Origin of the sequence: Bacillus sp. AFS015802 (genome assembly GCF_002561455.1) — a bacterium.
GTDB lineage: Bacteria > Bacillota > Bacilli > Bacillales > Bacillaceae_B > Rossellomorea.
In genome coordinates this window covers 1-16,900 of record NZ_NTUP01000068.1, presented here as the reverse complement: position 1 = coordinate 16,900, position 16,900 = coordinate 1, and the positions used below count along the sequence as shown (strand labels likewise).

18 protein-coding genes and 2 pseudogenes are annotated in these 16,900 nt (G+C 45.1%); 19 read left to right on the top strand and 1 reads right to left on the bottom strand.

The annotated features are described in order from the left end of the window. Positions 1-129 precede the first annotated feature (129 nt). The 4 genes and pseudogenes from CN378_RS20565 to CN378_RS20550 all read left to right on the top strand — a co-directional run bounded on the left by CN378_RS20565 (position 130) and on the right by CN378_RS20550 (position 5,195). A complete protein-coding gene (locus CN378_RS20565) occupies positions 130-966 on the top strand; it encodes a lipoate--protein ligase family protein (protein ID WP_098354371.1) in 837 nt (278 codons plus the stop codon). 349 nt (positions 967-1,315) lie between these two features. Continuing rightward, positions 1,316-2,110: pseudogene (locus tag CN378_RS20560) on the top strand (ribonucleotide reductase N-terminal alpha domain-containing protein); the annotation flags it as partial. A gap of 320 nt (positions 2,111-2,430) precedes the next feature. Beyond that, positions 2,431-4,206: pseudogene (locus tag CN378_RS20555) on the top strand (vitamin B12-dependent ribonucleotide reductase); the annotation flags it as partial. A 107-nt stretch (positions 4,207-4,313) separates the two neighbouring features. Beyond that, positions 4,314-5,195, top strand: coding sequence for a patatin-like phospholipase family protein (locus tag CN378_RS20550; protein WP_098354368.1), 882 nt, complete (start codon positions 4,314-4,316; stop codon positions 5,193-5,195). Between the two features lie 16 nt (positions 5,196-5,211). On the opposite strand, the gene CN378_RS20545 is transcribed toward CN378_RS20550, so the two are convergent. Further along, positions 5,212-5,574, bottom strand: a complete 363-nt coding sequence (locus CN378_RS20545; protein WP_098354367.1) for an SA1362 family protein — start codon at positions 5,572-5,574, stop codon at positions 5,212-5,214. Between the two features lie 304 nt (positions 5,575-5,878). Between CN378_RS20545 and CN378_RS20540 the strand changes: the two genes are divergently transcribed. The 15 genes from CN378_RS20540 to CN378_RS20470 all read left to right on the top strand — a co-directional run bounded on the left by CN378_RS20540 (position 5,879) and on the right by CN378_RS20470 (position 16,655). Continuing rightward, the gene (locus CN378_RS20540) at positions 5,879-6,448 is read left to right on the top strand and encodes a YqhR family membrane protein (RefSeq protein ID WP_098354366.1); all 570 of its coding nucleotides are present in this window, start codon (positions 5,879-5,881) and stop codon (positions 6,446-6,448) included. 93 nt (positions 6,449-6,541) lie between these two features. Continuing rightward, positions 6,542-7,000 (top strand): type II 3-dehydroquinate dehydratase, encoded by a 459-nt coding sequence (gene aroQ / locus CN378_RS20535; RefSeq protein ID WP_098354365.1) that lies wholly within the window; start codon positions 6,542-6,544, stop codon positions 6,998-7,000. After that, positions 6,990-8,054: a M24 family metallopeptidase gene (locus CN378_RS20530; protein WP_257141225.1), complete on the top strand. Its 1,065-nt coding sequence runs from the start codon at positions 6,990-6,992 to the stop codon at positions 8,052-8,054. The genes aroQ and CN378_RS20530 overlap by 11 nt, the downstream gene beginning before the upstream one ends. Positions 8,055-8,092: 38 nt before the next feature. Further along, entirely contained in the window at positions 8,093-8,650 is a 558-nt protein-coding gene (gene efp, locus CN378_RS20525; RefSeq protein ID WP_098354363.1) for an elongation factor P, read from the top strand. A gap of 258 nt (positions 8,651-8,908) precedes the next feature. Next, positions 8,909-9,832, top strand: coding sequence for a stage III sporulation protein AA (gene spoIIIAA, locus CN378_RS20520; protein ID WP_098354362.1), 924 nt, complete (start codon positions 8,909-8,911; stop codon positions 9,830-9,832). Continuing rightward, entirely contained in the window at positions 9,833-10,348 is a 516-nt protein-coding gene (gene spoIIIAB, locus CN378_RS20515) for a stage III sporulation protein SpoIIIAB (RefSeq protein ID WP_098354361.1), read from the top strand. It begins immediately after the preceding gene. Positions 10,349-10,402: 54 nt separating this feature from the next. Next, positions 10,403-10,609 (top strand): stage III sporulation protein AC, encoded by a 207-nt coding sequence (gene spoIIIAC / locus CN378_RS20510; protein ID WP_034758004.1) that lies wholly within the window; start codon positions 10,403-10,405, stop codon positions 10,607-10,609. 14 nt (positions 10,610-10,623) lie between these two features. Next, positions 10,624-11,016: a stage III sporulation protein AD gene (spoIIIAD, locus tag CN378_RS20505; protein ID WP_098354360.1), complete on the top strand. Its 393-nt coding sequence runs from the start codon at positions 10,624-10,626 to the stop codon at positions 11,014-11,016. 24 nt (positions 11,017-11,040) lie between these two features. Then, positions 11,041-12,240, top strand: coding sequence for a stage III sporulation protein AE (gene spoIIIAE / locus CN378_RS20500; protein WP_098354359.1), 1,200 nt, complete (start codon positions 11,041-11,043; stop codon positions 12,238-12,240). Between the two features lie 14 nt (positions 12,241-12,254). Continuing rightward, complete coding sequence (gene spoIIIAF, locus CN378_RS20495) at positions 12,255-12,884, top strand: stage III sporulation protein AF (RefSeq protein ID WP_098354358.1); 630 nt, start codon at positions 12,255-12,257, stop codon at positions 12,882-12,884. Then, complete coding sequence (gene spoIIIAG / locus CN378_RS20490) at positions 12,874-13,527, top strand: stage III sporulation protein AG (protein ID WP_098354357.1); 654 nt, start codon at positions 12,874-12,876, stop codon at positions 13,525-13,527. The genes spoIIIAF and spoIIIAG overlap by 11 nt, the downstream gene beginning before the upstream one ends. Positions 13,528-13,541: 14 nt before the next feature. After that, a complete protein-coding gene (locus CN378_RS20485; protein ID WP_098354356.1) occupies positions 13,542-14,096 on the top strand; it encodes a SpoIIIAH-like family protein in 555 nt (184 codons plus the stop codon). A gap of 253 nt (positions 14,097-14,349) precedes the next feature. Beyond that, positions 14,350-14,853 carry an acetyl-CoA carboxylase biotin carboxyl carrier protein gene (gene accB, locus CN378_RS20480; protein ID WP_098354355.1) on the top strand — a complete coding sequence of 168 codons (504 nt, stop codon included), beginning with the start codon at positions 14,350-14,352 and terminating at the stop codon, positions 14,851-14,853. A gap of 15 nt (positions 14,854-14,868) precedes the next feature. Further along, positions 14,869-16,221, top strand: coding sequence for an acetyl-CoA carboxylase biotin carboxylase subunit (gene accC, locus CN378_RS20475; RefSeq protein ID WP_098354354.1), 1,353 nt, complete (start codon positions 14,869-14,871; stop codon positions 16,219-16,221). A 23-nt stretch (positions 16,222-16,244) separates the two neighbouring features. After that, the gene (locus tag CN378_RS20470) at positions 16,245-16,655 is read left to right on the top strand and encodes an Asp23/Gls24 family envelope stress response protein (RefSeq protein ID WP_098354353.1); all 411 of its coding nucleotides are present in this window, start codon (positions 16,245-16,247) and stop codon (positions 16,653-16,655) included. Positions 16,656-16,900 lie beyond the last annotated feature (245 nt).

The window sequence follows — 16,900 nt, the reverse complement described above, 5'->3', positions numbered from 1 at the left end:
GCAAAGACTTTCCAATCTGTTTTTCTTTGTTTTTTGGATTGGATTTGATAGACTAGTAACGGACTCGAAAGAAGTAGTTTGATTACATAACAATATTTCAAAACAGAAGATATAAATGAGGTATGATGCATGAAAAAGGAAACGTGGAGATTCATTGACTCTGGGAATTGCTCCCCTTCTTATAATATGGCCCTTGATGAGGCATTGCTCGATTGGCACAGTGCGGGGAAGATCCCTCCGACGATCCGGTTTTACGGGTGGGACCCGGCGACCCTCTCGGTCGGATACTTTCAAAAAGTAGAAAAAGAAATCAATCTCGACGCCGTCAAAGAACACGGTCTTGGGTTTGTAAGGCGTCCGACGGGGGGCAGAGGAGTACTGCATGAACATGAATTGACTTACAGCGTCATCGTTTCAGAAGATCACCCTGAAATGCCTAAAACCGTAACGGAAGCGTACCGTGTCATCTCGGAAGGAATCCTGAAGGGGTTCCAAGCACTCGGTCTCGAAGCCTACTTTGCCGTTCCGAAAACAGCAGAAGAACGGGAAGGATTGAAAAACCCGCGGTCTGCCGTTTGTTTTGACGCACCGAGCTGGTATGAGTTAGTCGTTGAAGGCCGAAAAGTGGCAGGCAGTGCACAGACCAGACAAAAAGGTGTCATCCTTCAGCACGGATCCATCCTGCTGGACCTTGACGAAGATAAATTATTCAGTCTGTTTAAGTATCCCTCTGACAGGGTAAAAGAGCGTATGCAGCGCGCATTTAAAAGCAAGGCTGTTGCCATGAACGAAATCAGTCCTGAGACGGTCACCATGGATATGGCCAAGGAAGCGTTCAAGAAAGGGTTTGAGGAAGGGTTGAATATCGACCTTGAACCATATGAGCTTTCTGAAGAGGAAACACAATATGTGGTGGAGCTTGCCAAATCGCGTTATGAATCAGATGATTGGAACTTTAAACGTTAAAAAATTTTTTGTAGAAAAAAAGCGATGGTTGTCGCTTTTTTCCTATTTTACCAATGATTTCACGACTTTATATTATATCAAGTTCTAAATTAATAGAAATGGTTGGAGTATTATATGATTTTCTATTATTTTCTCCTGTTTTCTATTTTTATTGGCTTATTATCCGTTTGACAAACAAATGACCTATTGACCTGAAACACAATATATGGTGTGCTTAATAAATTTTCGCACACAATATGTTGTGTTTATTTATTGCTTTTCCAGAATGGCTATGATATCTTAATAATTGATATAAAACATCATCGAAAAAACATAAACCGAAACATTTGAGATAGAAGGAGTTGTCTTTATGACTGTTGCGTCGAAAAACACAATGAAATTAAACACCGAGAGATTAAATAAGGATATTGGATTGTTTCCTCAAGTACACCCCATTACCCCGGATATGAATACTACACACAAAGGTGTATCCCGCCTTGTCATGATTGATCGTTATTCTTTCAAAGACACGGCAAAGATCACTCTATCACAAGGTGACTTCGTGGTCCTCACCATCAAAGAAGATCCGAAATTCCCTGCAAGGGGATTAGGTTACATCACAAGCATCGATTGGGAAACGAAAAAAGCAGATGTTTGGATCGAAGAAGAATACAGAAGTGCCATCGACAAGCCGGAGGAAATGGAGACAGGGATTGTCTCAAGGACACTTGATGTCATTGAAAAACCACTGGAAGTCTACTATGAACAAATTGCGAAGCGTAACGCAACAGGCTTGGCAGAAGTGGAAGAAACTCCTGAAAAGAGACAGGTTTGGTTTGAAAAATTCTACCATGAACTGGTGAACCTGCACTTTGTTCCTGCCGGACGTGTTCTTTACGGAGCTGGTGCAGGGACGGACGTAACCTACTTCAACTGTTATGTGATGCCATTCGTACAGGATTCCCGCGAAGGTATCTCAGAACACCGCAAGCAGGTGATGGAGATCATGAGCCGCGGCGGTGGAGTCGGAACGAACGGATCGACCCTTCGTCCACGCAATACTCTAGCAAAAGGTGTCAACGGTAAATCATCAGGTTCCGTTTCCTGGCTGGATGACATCGCGAAACTGACTCACTTGGTTGAGCAGGGCGGTTCAAGACGTGGTAAAACAGCATAAGTGCCTCGTCTATAAATAAACCTCGTGAATTGCTGGAAACTCTTTAAATGACTTACTGGCTACAACGCAGCCGGAAACGGCAAACGTGAATGCTTAAAAACAGTAAGTGGATAAAGACAATCAGCAGCCAAGCTCCTCTGTAATGGAGAAGGTTCAACGACCATCGAAAGCACGCTGCATCTGGCGGAAGCGAGTAGAGTAGGAGTCGAGTGACTCCGAAGTGCGAGGACACTCAAATGAGTGTAAGATATGGTCTGAACTCTAAGGCGACTTAGAGAGTTGATGTAACGAATCAACGTAACATATTGGCTCAGATGATCATGCTTTCAGATTGGCATCCCGATATTATTGAATTCATTATTTCTAAAATGCAAAACCCGCGTATCCTGCGCTACCTTCTTGAAAACACAGAAGATGAAACCATCAAAAAGGCGGCTCAGGAGAAGCTGAAATTCACTCCTCTGACTGAACAGGAGGAAGCGATGTATCAAGGGATCCTGAATTACAGACAAATCCCCGGCTATGGTGGATTTGATGCGAAGATCCTTAAGAATGCGGAAGAAAAGCTGCGCACCGGCGGAACTTACAGTGTCCATAATCCTGAGTTTTTGACAGGGGCGAATATCTCCGTCTGCCTGACCAGCGATTTTATGGAAGCCGTGGAAAACGATCGTGAGTATGAGCTGCGCTTCCCGGATGTGGAAAGTTACAATGAAGAGCAAATGGCTTACTATAATGAAGAATGGCACAACGTAGGGGACGTCCGCGAGTGGGAAAAGCTCGGCTACAAGGTCCGTACCTACCGCAAGATCAAGGCGAAAGAGCTTTGGAACCTGATCAATGTGTGTGCAACGTACTCAGCCGAACCTGGAATCTTCTTCATTGATAACGCGAATGATATGACGAATGCGAAAGCGTACGGACAAAAGGTCGTCGCAACGAATCCATGTGGCGAGCAGCCCCTTGCTCCATATTCCGTGTGTAACCTGGCAGCCGTCAATCTTGCCCAATTCGCGGATAAAGAGACGAAAACCGTTGATTTCGAAAAGCTGAAACGTACCGTTGAAGTCGGTGTTCGCATGCAGGACAACGTCATCGATGCGACACCATACTTCCTGGATGAAAACAAGAAGCAGGCGCTGGGTGAGCGACGTGTCGGCCTCGGCGTAATGGGTCTTGCTGACTTATTGATCTACTGTGAAAAAGAATACGGTTCAGTAGAAGGAAACCAGCTTGTGGATGAGGTGTTTGAAGCAATCGCAACCACCGCTTATCGTGCATCCGTTGAATTATCCAAGGAAAAGGGAAGCTTCCCATTCCTTACTGGAAGCACCGACGAAGAAACGAAGGCTTTACGAAAAGCGTTTGTGGAAACAGGTTTCATGAAGAAAATGCCTGAAGATGTACGGGATGACATCCAACAGTACGGAATTCGCAACTCCCACTTGTTAACCGTTGCTCCAACAGGTTCAACAGGTACGATGGTTGGTGTATCTACAGGTCTCGAGCCTTACTTCTCTTTCACATATTACAGAAGCGGCCGTCTTGGTAAATTTATCGAAGTGAAAGCGGATATTGTAGAGGATTACTTAAAGAGAAATCCGGAAGCAGACGCCGACAACCTTCCAGAATGGTTTGTATCTTCTATGAGCCTTGCGCCACAAGCGCATGCAGATGTTCAATGTGTCATCCAGAACTGGATCGACAGTTCCATTTCGAAAACCGTCAATGCCCCTCGTGGTTACACGGTGGAACAGGTGGAAAAAGTGTATGAGCGCCTTTATAAAGGGGGAGCCAAGGGAGGTACCGTGTACGTCGACGGCAGCCGTGATTCTCAAGTTCTGACCCTTAAAGCAGAAGAAAACAGCTTTGATGATGAGAATGAACAGGATCAACACGAAATTCCAACATCCAAAAAGCCGATTGTATTACTGGATACGATCCAGGACGTACGTTCAACTGACGTGACCATCGGTTCGGAAGTGGGCAATACCTGCCCTGTCTGCCGTAAAGGAACGGTAAAAGATATGGGTGGCTGCAATACTTGTACGAACTGCGGCGCTCAGCTGAAGTGTGGACTATAATTTTTTAGATGAGTAGGAGGGGACTGGTTCCCCTCCTATTTTTTTTAGTCTAAAATCCTTTCTGGTGAATTAAAGATGTAGTAATACACCTAAGAGGAGTGGAGCCTGTGGACATCGATGGCGTGTTTTCCGGTGGAGGCATAAAGGGGTTCGCCCTGATTGGAGCATATCAAGCGATAGAGGAGAAGGGATACACCTTCAAGAGGCTGGCGGGAACCAGTGCAGGGGCTGTGATTGCCGCTTTTATCGCTGCAGGGTATACAAGCGGTGAACTGCTCAAAATCATGGATGATGTTGATTTGAAAAAACTGCTGGATTCAAACGCAATCATTTCCCTTCCTATCTTAAAGTGGTTTCGCGTTTACTATCGTTTAGGGTTATACAAAGGAAAGGCACTTGAAAGCTGGCTGGAAGAAAGGTTGAAAGCGAGAGGGATCTATACGTTTGCCGATTTACCTCCTCAATCCCTCCGTGTCATTGCGTCAGATCTGTCAAACGGGAGATTGCTGGTCCTCCCCGATGACCTGGAGAAGTACGGAATAGCGAAAGAAACTTTTCCTGTTGCACGGGCGATCCGGATGAGTGCGAGCCTTCCTTACTTTTTTGAACCCGTTAAGTTACGCTCATTGGAAGGGGTGAGTCTTATGGTTGATGGAGGCGTGCTCAGTAATTTTCCCATGTGGCTCTTTGACAGGGAGAACGTGAAGAAGGTAAGGCCGGTCATCGGAGTGAAACTGAGTCATGATCTGTTGGCGAAGCCGAAAAAACAAATCAAAAATGCCATTGATTTATACGAAGCGCTTTTTACGACCATGAAAGATGCCCACGATTCAAGGTATATTTCCAGAAAACATGAAAAGAATATCATTTTCGTCCCCACCAAAGGAGTGCTCACGACCGAATTCGAGCTGACTCCTGAAAGGAAAACGGAACTTATCCTATACGGTAAATCAAAGGCGGAGGCCTTTTTGCAAAAATGGCCACATTAAAAAAACAATCGGGCTCCTAAAATGAAGCTCGATTGTTTTTTTTATTCTTTTTTCCTTCGATTACGGTTAATTTGGCATTGGATTTCTTTCGTATCGGACGTTTTTTGGACATATTCGATACCTGAGGCTTACTTGTGGATTTCTTCTTATGCCGCTTCTTTGATTGCTTGGCTGCTTTAACAAACGCTCTCTGTTCATTGCTGTTACCAGACCGCCTTCCGCTGAACCATCTTCTATAAATGAAATAGATGATTCCGATGACGGCTGCCGTTACGAGCAATTGTCTTGCGAGCCCTAAAGGATTACCGAACAGGGACGTCCCGAGCCCGATGATAGCCAACAATATGAGTGTGAAAACAAAGATATTACGAGCGTTCAACAAAGCCACCTCCTTACATGACTTGCCGTTTTAAATAATCACTATACTATTATTCTAGACAAATACCCTGATTTTTAACCGCATATGTGTAATTTTTATAAGGGGAATTATGTGACGTTCACCAATTATTTTTCTGAAACTTTGAAAGATACTATCTATTTTACTAAATATTGAAGAAAAGCACTAGAGGGAGCCATCATAATAACAGATTTCTTATCCGCTCTCCAGCGTTCCAAATCAAAAATCGGCAATTCCATGCAAGTGTTTCACTCGATGGGACATACTACGAATGGAGGTGTTACAGATGGCAGAACAAAAAGGGCAACATGAGAAAGTCCAGAATGGATCGGAAGAAAGCAAAGAAAATCCCCGGTTGGAACAGAATCAAAGTGAAAAACCGCTTTCCTTTATGGCGATGGTCGTCGTGACGGGCTTTATTGGGGGTATGCTATGGAGTTCAATCGCGTACATTTGTCACTTCTTTTCCTTTACGAAAATTGAACCGAATATCATATTCGAACCTTGGGCAGTAGGAAATTGGGCGGATAAATGGATTGGGGTCGTTCTATCCATCGTCGCCTACGGTGTCATATCGATCGGTGTGGCCCTCATTTATTATGGCCTGTTGCGGAAATTCAAGTCCATGTGGGTAGGTGCAGCGTACGGAATTGCCTTATACCTGGCTTTTTTCCTTTTGCTTAATCCGCTTTTCCCGAGCATTAAATCGTTTACAGCGATTGATTATCACACCTTGATCACCACCTTTTGTTTGTATATTCTATATGGGGTATTTATAGGTTACTCAATTTCATATGAAGAAAATGAATTAAGGCATCAGGATGAAAAGGAAAAATCAGGCGAAGTTTCTCATTAAGAAATGCTATTTATCAGACAATTATGTAGGTATAGGTAAATGGTTTATGTTAGAATGTTCATGATGAACATTCTTTTTTTTAGGAGTTTACATATGGTGAAAATCTTACTGCTAAACGGTCCCAATTTAAACAGGTTAGGGAAGCGTGAACCTGATATCTATGGCCATATCACTTTGTCTCAATTAGAGGAAAACGTAAGAAAGCAAGCAGAAGAAGAAGGCTTCCAGTTGGTTTCAGCCCAGTCCAATCATGAAGGGGATATGATTGATATCATCCACAAAGCAGAGGATGAAGGTTATGGGGGGATCATCATGAACCCCGGTGCGTTTACCCATTACAGCTATGCCATTAGAGACGCAGTGGCATCCATCTCCGTCCCTGTGGTGGAAGTGCATATATCCAATATTCATGCGCGGGAAGAGTTTAGGCATCAGTCTGTGATTGCCCCTGAAACCATTGGGCAGATAGTCGGGTTCGGTCTATTTGGCTACAATTTAGCCCTGCAAGCCATTATAAAGAATATTAAGGGAGTGGATGACATTGAAAATTGAACGATTACGTGAAAGCTTTTCAGAAAATGAACTTGATGGAATTTTATTGACGAGTACTTATAATCGCCGCTACATGACAAACTTTACGGGTTCATCCGGTGTCGTGCTGATTTCAAAAGAGAAGGCCCTGTTCATTACAGATTTCAGATACATAGAGCAGGCGACAGAACAGGCGGCTGATTATGAAATCGTCCAGCACAAGGGGCCGATTCATGAAGAAGTAGCGAAACAGGCTAAAAGCCTGGGCATACAAAAACTCGGTTTTGAAAAGAACGACATGACTTACAGTGCATACGAAAGCTACCGGGATGCAGTGGAAGCGGAATTGGTGCCTGTATCAGGCCTTGTGGAAAAGTTACGCTTGATTAAGACACCTGAAGAGCTTAATATAATTAAGGATGCGGCGGATATTGCCGATGCAGCATTTAAGCATATTTTAGATTTTATCAAACCGGGTGTGACAGAGTTAGAAGTTTCCAACGAATTAGAATTCTTCATGAGAAAAGCAGGAGCGACGTCATCATCTTTTGATATCATCGTAGCCTCTGGTAATCGTTCTGCACTTCCTCATGGGGTGGCAAGTGATAAAGTCATTGAAAAAGGTGATTTTGTAACGTTGGATTATGGTGCATACTATAAAGGATATTGCTCCGACATGACACGCACCTTATCTGTAGGGGAACCAAGCGAGAAATTGAAGGAGATCTACGATGTAGTCCTTCAATCACAGCTACTTGCAATGGAACAAATCAAGCCGGGCATGACTGGTAAAGAAGCGGATGCGATCGCACGCGATTACATAACGGAAAAAGGTTATGGTGAGTACTTCGGCCATACATTAGGACATGGGATCGGTCTCGAAGTACACGAGGGACCAGGACTCTCCACACGCTCTGATGTGGTTCTTGAGCCTAGAATGATTGTAACGGTTGAACCAGGTGTCTATGTACCGGGTGTTGGCGGCGTACGTATCGAGGATGATACACTCATTACGGAAGATTCGAATGAAACCCTTACACACTCAACAAAAGATCTAATCATTCTACCATTTTAGTCCTGAACAAGGCCTACTAGACAATAGGAGGAATAAACATGATTTCAGTAAATGATTTTCGTACAGGCTTAACGATTGAAGTCGACAACGGCATTTGGAGAGTAATCGATTTCCAACACGTTAAACCCGGTAAAGGGGCAGCTTTCGTCCGCTCTAAACTCCGTAACCTTCGCACAGGTGCCATTCAGGAGAAAACATTCCGTGCAGGTGAAAAAGTAGGAAAAGCACAAATTGATAACCGTAAAATGCAGTACCTGTATGCAAATGGGGACATGCATGTATTTATGGATAATGAAAGCTACGATCAAATTGAGCTTCCTGCTACTTCCATCGAATATGAATTGAAATACTTGAAAGAAAATATGGAAGTATCCATCATGATGTACGGGGGAGAAACCCTTGGGGTGGAACTTCCGAACTCAGTTGAACTGAAAGTGACGGAAACTGAACCAGGAATCAAAGGTGATACTGCTTCCGGTGGTTCAAAGCCGGCTACTGTTGAAACAGGACTCGTGGTTAACGTACCATTCTTCGTAAACGAAGGGGATACATTAATCATCAATACCACGGACGGATCTTACGTATCGCGTGGATAAATAATGGATAAGCCTGAACGGGATGACTCTCGTTCAGGCTTTTTTTATTGCCGGGAATTCGGTGTGCCTCTCTTATCCCCTTACCCCTCCATCCCCTGCACCGCGATTCAAAGTGTTTAAATCCCTCCCTCAAATCTTCCAACTCTACTGTCATAATCTTATTTCACTAGAATACATTGTATTATCGGGAAGCATGTACGAAAGATTAATTTGATCGTCAAAATTCCTGAAGTGGAACCAGATTAGGAGGTACTCAATATGCAAGAAGTTCTAGCCATACTCCCCAGCACTATAACTGACAAAGTCCTGTCCCTTCCACAAGATCTGATTGACCGGATAGAAGAAATCAGGGTTCGTACCAACCGCGTATTGGAGGTTACGGCACGGGGGAAGCCATATTTTCTGCCCTATACCGTGACAGAGGAAGACAGTGAACAGCTCATTAACAAGTTATCACGCCATTCATTTTATACATTGGAAGAAGAATTGAAGAGAGGCTATATCACCATTGAAGGCGGGCATCGTGTCGGGCTTGCCGGGAAGGTGATAATAGAAGGCGGTGCCGTGAAGGGAATCCGGAATCTCTCTTCTTTCAACATCCGGATCGCCAGACAAAAGCTTGGCATAGCACAGTCGATACTACCGTATGTTTATGAGGATGGCTGGAAGCATACGATGATGATCGGCTCACCCCAGACCGGGAAGACGACACTGCTCCGGGATCTCGCCAGGATGATTTCGACGGGGATCCCTGAAAGGAATATTCCCCCTTATAAGGTGGGGATCGTCGATGAACGATCTGAGATTGCCGGTTGTGTGAACGGGATCCCCCAGCTGATGTTCGGGCCGAGAGTGGACGTGCTGGATGCCTGTCCAAAGGCTGAGGGCATGATGATGCTGATCCGCTCAATGAGTCCCGATGTCCTGATTGTGGATGAAATCGGAAGGATGGAAGATGGTCAAGCCATCCAGGAGGCAGTGAATGCCGGTATCACCCTCGTGATGACGACGCATGGAGCCACTTTGAGCGAGGTCAGTAAGAGACCTGTGATCAAAGACATTGTGAGTCTTAAAACAATCGAGCGATTCGTGGAACTGAGGAGAGGGGATGAACCTGGTAAGGTCCATGAAGTGTGGAACGAGCATGGGCAATCTCTTCTGAAAAAAGTGAGTGTGACATAAATGATTAAACTTATCGGTGCTGTATTTATTCTCCTTTCTACTTCCTGGGCAGGGTTCGAGGCCTCAAAATATTTGACGGAACGACCGAGGCAGCTTCGGTTGTTAAAGGTGGCACTTCAGTCGCTGGAAGCTGAGATCACTTACAGCCATACCCCTTTGCATGAAGCGACAAGGAAAATTTCCAAGCAGCTGCAAAAGCCTGTTTCCTGGTTTTTTGAAACATTCTCGAAGAAATTGACTGAGCAGGAGATTTCAGTGAAGAAAGCATGGGATGAGAGCCTGGATGACATCTGGAAATTAACGGCTTTTAAGGCCGGTGAGTATGAAATCCTGAAGCAATTCGGGGAAAACCTTGGCAGACACGACATGATCACGCAGCAAAAACACATCCAGCTTGCTCTTAAGCACCTGGAAAGGGAAGAAGTGGAAGCCGTAGAAAAACAGCGGAAATACGAAAAGATGACAAAGAGTTTAGGCTTTCTATCAGGGCTTTTATTGATCATCCTATTGCTTTGATTTGAACACTCCCGCATGGGGGATGAGCGCTTAGAAACCAGGAGGGAAACACATATGGGAATTGACGTCGATATTATTTTCAAGATTGCAGGGGTAGGGATTGTGGTGGCTTTCCTGCATACGATTTTAGATCAGGTGGGGAAAAAGGAATATGCCCAGTGGGTCACATTATTCGGATTCATTTATATCTTGTTCATGGTGGCTTCGATAGTCGATGATTTGTTCCAGAAGATTAAATCGGTCTTCTTATATCAAGGATAGAGGGGGCGTCCGCGATTGAAATCATCCAAATTGTAGGAATAGCGCTGGTGGCGACCTTCCTCGCCTTAATTGTAAAAGAACAAAAGCCTAATTTTGCCTTCCTGCTCATTGTATTTACTGGTTGTTCGATTTTTTTATTTCTTATCGATCAAATCTACTCCATCATCCATATGATTGAAAAACTTGCTGCCAACGCAAATGTGAATATGGTCTATGTGGAAACCATCCTTAAAATCATCGGCATCGCCTACATAGCGGAATTCGCTTCTCACATTACGAAAGATGCCGGACAGGGAGCCCTTGCGGCGAAAGTGGAGCTTGCCGGGAAGATTTTGATTTTGGCCATGGCGGTGCCCATTTTGACAGTCATTATTGAAACGATCATCAATATGATTCCGACTGGATAAGCGAAACGTTAAGAGGTGGAAAAAATGTTGCCATTATATCGAATACTCGTCATAGCACTCGTTATCTTTTTTGTCTCCGCCTCCAGTGGACAAGCAGAAGAAGGAGACGAACAGCATCCTCCCGATTCAACCATTCAGCAGGAAATGATTGACTCTCAGCTGGACAGGCTGGGGATTGAAGAATTGACAGGATACTGGAACAGCATCGTCGATCAATACGGCGGCTATCTCCCTGAAAGTCAAAAAGGGAGTCTGATCGATTTCATGAAAGGGGAGAAAGAGTTCTCATTCAAGGCGTGGTTCAGCGGGATTTTCAAGTTTGCCTTTCAGGAGCTTGTGATGAATGGGAAGTTATTGGGCACCCTGATCATGCTCACGATATTCAGTATGTTCCTTCAATCCCTGCAGAATGCTTTCGAAGGGGGAAGCGTCAGCAAGGTGGCGTACAGTATCATTTTCATGGTGCTGATCATCATCGCCCTGAATAGTTTTCATGTGGCAATCGACTACACCCGGGATGCCATCTCCACCATGGTTCATTTCATCATCGCCCTCATTCCCCTCCTGCTCGCCTTGATTGCCGCTTCGGGGGGAGTGGTGTCAGCGGCGTTTTTCCATCCAGTGATTATCTTCCTGATGAATACAAGCGGTCTGCTCATTCAGAATGTCGTTCTGCCCCTCTTGTTCCTATCCGCCCTCTTGAGTATTGTGAGCACCCTTTCAAGCCATTATAAAGTGACTCAGCTGGCGCAGCTCTTACGTACATGGAGCATCGGGCTGTTAGGTGCATTCATGACCGTCTTTCTCGGGGTGATATCCGTACAGGGTGCGACGGCGGCAGTGACCGACGGCATAACGATCCGCACGGCGAAATTTGTGACGGGTAACTTTGTCCCGGTCATCGGCAGGATGTTCACGGATGCAACGGACACAGTGATCAGTGCATCGGTCCTGTTAAAGAATACCGTGGGGATCGCCGGTGTCGCAATCGTCCTGATCATTGCAGCCTTCCCGGCCATCAAGATCTTGATGATTGCGTTCATTTACAAGCTGGCCGCGGCCCTTCTTCAACCGCTGGGAGGAGGACCGGTCATCGACTGCCTGGATACGATTGCGAAAAGTGTGATTTATGTATTTGCCGCCCTGGCGATCGTGTCCTTTATGTTTTTCTTAAGTCTTACCGTCATCATTGCAGCCGGAAATATCACGATGATGATGCGATAGGAAGGAGCAGTGTCATGTCATTTCTAACCGATTGGATCACGAATATCATTATCTTTGTTCTTTTGGCCACTGTCATTGACATGCTTCTTCCCAGTTCCAACATGCAGAAATACGCGAAGATCGTGACGGGGCTGCTGCTGATCACCATCATCCTCACCCCGCTTTTCAAATTAATGTCCACCGATTTCGATGAGGTGATGAATTCGATCGATCTAAATGGCCCCACCAAGAATAATTCGGTGGAAAATGAAATAGAAATGAAGAAAAAAGAAATACAAGCCTCACAACGTGCATATATTTTAGAACAGATGGCTGTCCAAATGAAACAACAAGCAGAAAAGGAGCTGATGGATGAACACGGTAAAGTCATTGAAAAGATAACGGTGCAAGCGGAAGACCTGGAAAATGTCCCGGAAAGTATCACCGGGGTGGCTGTGATTATCAAGGATAAAGAAAACGAAAAGGACAGCACGATTGAAACGATCCAAGACGTAGAAATCGATACGGGGTCTGACACTGGAAAAAAAACAGCGGAAGAGGATACGTCCGAACTGGCCTCCTTACTTGCCAAGCAATGGAATCTTACTCCAGACAAAATAATGATTACAGTTGAAGGGGGGACTGGGGAAGCGAATGAACTTTAATAAAGGTCCGTTAAATACTTTGAAGGAATGGTTGTCAAAGGAAGACGCCAATTCTCCACCCAAGGATAAAAAAGGGAAAAGGCTGCACTATTTTCTCATCGTACTGCTGGTGGGTGTCGCGTTCATGCTGATCAGTGATCTCTGGAAGAGTGATGACGGCTTGGAGGTTGCGGCGCCGGTAAATGGCGGTACATCCGGAGAAATGGAGACTTTCGGATCCAGTCAAAAGGAAACGGATGGTTCGATGAGGGGATATGAAGATCAATACGAAAATCAGTTGAAAGAAGCCCTAGATCAAATCGTCGGGGTAAGCGATGTGTATGTGGTTGTCAATGTGGAAGCGACGGAATCAAAAATATACGAAAAAAAAGAATCCACACAAATCCAATCCACCGATGAAGAAGACAAGAATGGCGGGAAAAGGTCCGTAGAAGATAAATCACGGGAAGAAGAAGTCGTCATCGTGAGGAGCGGCGATAAGGAAGTTCCCATTGTGAAGGAAACGAAAAAACCTAAAGTCAGCGGTGTCCTTGTAGTAGCCAAAGGAGCCGATAACATACAAATCAAAAAATGGATTATAGAGGCCGTCACCCGGGCGCTTGATGTTCCGAGTCACCGTGTATCGGTCCTGCCCAAACAATAAGGGGGAAATGATAGATGTTACTTAAAAAACAAACGGTTTGGTTATTGACGATGTTGAGTCTTGTGATCGTACTTTCAGTGTATTACATCACGTCCCCGACGCAACAAGCGACGGATATGGCGTATCAGGAGAAGGATGGGAAAGAGCAGGCGAAAAGTGGGGATAAAGAGACCATGTCAGGCACAGATATGGAAGTGGTGACGGACGCGGCGGGAAATGAAATGTTCGAAGCACTGCGACTCGAAGTCCTGGATCAACGTGAACAGCTTCGCGAAGAACTGGAAACGAAAGTAGCCAATGCCGATGTATCGGCAGAAGAGAAGAGTGCAGCCTACGAGCAAATGGAAAACCTTCGTGAGTTAGCCATGACTGAATCTGTACTCGAAACCATGATCAAAACAATGGGGTATAAGGATGCCCTGGTTAGAGCGAACGGCGAAAACATCCGTATCACGGTGAAATCGGATAAAGAGCACACGAAAGCAGATGCAAACGAAATCATCCGCCTGGTGATGAGTGAAGTCGGTCAAATGAAGCCGGTGGCTGTTGAATTCCAGCCGTCAAACTGAAGACGATAAGGCAAATGCCGCCTAAAGGACATCCTTTAGGCGGCATATTTTTGTTTGAATGCAGGAGTTTTATCAGATAAATCAAAAATCCCTTTCTATTATTTTATTTTTTACCCAAAAAGGTCTAGAATAGAGATAGAGTTGTATGCGCTTTTTTAGGATGGTAGGAATCGCATATTGAATTTATACGAGGTATTATCGTATGATATTAGTAGCTAGTCATAATTTCAAAACTATAAGAGGGGTGTCAACAGTGTTGAAAATTCAAGAAATTCGCGAAATAATCAAACTCGTAGATCAATCTAGTGTTGAAGAGTTTACATACGAGCATGAAGGTTCAAAGATTAACTTAAAGAAGAATAATGGAGTAACCGTTCCTGCCCAGCCGGCGGTACAAGCAGTCGAAGAGGTGAAACCGGCAGCCCAGGCAGTTCAGCAGGCACCTGTTGCCAGTGCGGCTCCATCTGTTAGTGCAGAAGAGAAGGAAGCGCCTCAGGCAAATGTGGAGGATGCAAACCTACATAAAATCACGTCTCCGATGGTAGGGACGTTCTATCAATCTTCTTCTCCGGAATCAGGGCCTTATGTGAAAGTCGGCGATAAAGTCGATGAAAGCTCTGTTGTATGTATCGTAGAAGCCATGAAACTCTTTAATGAAATCGAAGCCGAAGCAAAAGGCGAAATCGTAGAAATCTTAGTAAAAGACGGTCAATTAGTTGAATATGGACAGCCGTTATTCTTGGTTAAACCTGAATAAGGAGCGAGTATAGATATGATAAAAAAGGTACTAATCGCCAATCGAGGAGAAATTGCCGTACGGATCATCCGTGCATGCCGTGATTTAGGCATTGAAAGTGTAGCCGTTTATTCTGAAGCAGATAAAGAAGCCCTTCATGTTCAATTAGCGGATGAAGCGTATTGTATCGGGCCGACTGCATCGAAAGACAGCTATCTGAATTTCACAAACATCATTAGCGTGGCAAAACTGACTGATTGTGATGCCATTCACCCGGGGTATGGATTCCTCGCTGAAAACTCTGATTTTGCAGACCTGTGCCGCGACTGCAACATCATCTTCATCGGACCTTCACCTGAAGCGATCTCGAAGATGGGTACAAAAGACGTGGCACGTGAAACCATGAGGGAAGCGGGTGTTCCCATCGTTCCAGGTTCGAAAGGGATCGTAAAGGATGCGGAAGATGCCGTGCAGCTTGCAGAGTCCATGGGATACCCTGTCATCATCAAAGCCACTGCCGGTGGTGGAGGGAAAGGGATCCGCGTTGCGAAAACCAGTGAAGAGCTTGTCAAAGGGGTAACGATCACCCAGCAGGAAGCCATGACCGCATTCGGAAACCCTGGAGTCTACATTGAAAAGTTCATCGAGGACTTCAGACATGTGGAAATCCAGGTTCTCGCTGATAATTTCGGGAACGTGATCCATCTTGGTGAGCGGGACTGTACGATTCAGCGCCGCCTTCAAAAATTGATCGAAGAAACACCGTCACCTGCCCTGACGGAAGAAATCCGTGTTAAAATGGGGGAAGCAGCGGTAAAAGCAGCCCAAGCGGTTGATTATACGGGTGCAGGCACGGTAGAATTCATATATGACCACGTGAATCAATCGTTCTATTTTATGGAAATGAACACCCGTATCCAGGTAGAGCATCCAGTTACCGAACAGGTGACGGGAGTCGATTTGATTAAGGAACAGATCCTGGTTGCATCTGGAGAAAAACTTTCTCTTACACAAGAGGAAGTGACGTTCACCGGCTGGGCCATCGAATGCCGCATAAATGCAGAGAACCCGGAGAAGAATTTCATGCCTTCAGCAGGAAGGATCGAAATGTATCTTCCACCAGGCGGCATTGGCGTAAGAATCGATTCGGCCGCATATCCTGGTTATATGATCCCTCCTTATTACGATAGTATGATTGCCAAGGTGATCACATATGGAGCGACGAGGGAAGAGGCCATTTCAAGAATGAGGCGTGCCCTGAGTGAATTTGTGGTTGAGGGAGTGCACACAACCATTCCATTCCATTTGAAAGTATTGGAACATGAAACCTTTGTAGGTGGGGAATTTAATACGAAATTCCTAGAGAAATACGAAGTAATGAAATCCTAGTGTGAATTCAGGAGGTGCCAAACATGGCGGAAAATCAAAACCTTTTACAGATGTCTCACGGTAAAGACGGCCTTGGGAAGATTGAAATCGCACCTGAAGTCATCGAAGTTATTGCAGGAATCGCTGCTTCCGAGGTCGAAGGCGTATCACAGATGCGCGGAAACTTCGCAACAGGTGTAGTCGAGCGTCTCGGAAAGAAAAACCACGGTAAAGGTGTAAAAGTGGAGCTTGCGGAAGAAGGGATCATCGTGGATGTATACTGCATCATGAAGTTCGGTGTAGCGATCCCGACTGTCGCACAAAAGATCCAGGACAATATTCGTCAAGCACTATTGAATATGACGGCTCTTGAAGCAGAGGAAGTGAATGTTCATATCGTAGGCGTTCAATTCGAAAACCAAAAGTTCGAAGCTGAAATCGAAGACGAGATGTAATGGGGAGAACGGTCCTTTAGGGGGCCGTTCTTTTTTATGCGTTGATTTAGTTTGGATCCGGGGGGGGGGGGGGGGTGAGATTGTCATTTATTGCAAAGCGGCTGAATTCTTGAGAGGATCGGCTTGATTTTTTCCTGGAACGGCTGAATACCTGGTCATTTCGGCTGGAATTTTCGTAAAAACCGCTGGATTTATCGGGTTTTCGGCTGGATCCTTATCATCTGGGGGCCTGACCAACCCGCCTC

Bases quoted from the DNA above. Each gene is read 5' to 3' on its own strand.
- spoIIIAA (WP_098354362.1), top strand. From the start codon at position 8,909: ATGCAAGAAGTTCTAGCCATACTCCCCAGCACTATAACTGACAAAGTC.
- CN378_RS20470 (WP_098354353.1), top strand. From the start codon at position 16,245: ATGGCGGAAAATCAAAACCTTTTACAGATGTCTCACGGTAAAGACGGC.
- CN378_RS20565 (WP_098354371.1), top strand. From the start codon at position 130: ATGAAAAAGGAAACGTGGAGATTCATTGACTCTGGGAATTGCTCCCCT.
- spoIIIAF (WP_098354358.1), top strand. From the start codon at position 12,255: ATGTCATTTCTAACCGATTGGATCACGAATATCATTATCTTTGTTCTT.
- efp (WP_098354363.1), top strand. From the start codon at position 8,093: ATGATTTCAGTAAATGATTTTCGTACAGGCTTAACGATTGAAGTCGAC.
- CN378_RS20540 (WP_098354366.1), top strand. From the start codon at position 5,879: ATGGCAGAACAAAAAGGGCAACATGAGAAAGTCCAGAATGGATCGGAA.
- spoIIIAE (WP_098354359.1), top strand. From the start codon at position 11,041: ATGTTGCCATTATATCGAATACTCGTCATAGCACTCGTTATCTTTTTT.
- aroQ (WP_098354365.1), top strand. From the start codon at position 6,542: ATGGTGAAAATCTTACTGCTAAACGGTCCCAATTTAAACAGGTTAGGG.
- spoIIIAG (WP_098354357.1), top strand. From the start codon at position 12,874: ATGAACTTTAATAAAGGTCCGTTAAATACTTTGAAGGAATGGTTGTCA.
- accC (WP_098354354.1), top strand. From the start codon at position 14,869: ATGATAAAAAAGGTACTAATCGCCAATCGAGGAGAAATTGCCGTACGG.
- spoIIIAC (WP_034758004.1), top strand. From the start codon at position 10,403: ATGGGAATTGACGTCGATATTATTTTCAAGATTGCAGGGGTAGGGATT.
- spoIIIAB (WP_098354361.1), top strand. From the start codon at position 9,833: ATGATTAAACTTATCGGTGCTGTATTTATTCTCCTTTCTACTTCCTGG.
- CN378_RS20485 (WP_098354356.1), top strand. From the start codon at position 13,542: ATGTTACTTAAAAAACAAACGGTTTGGTTATTGACGATGTTGAGTCTT.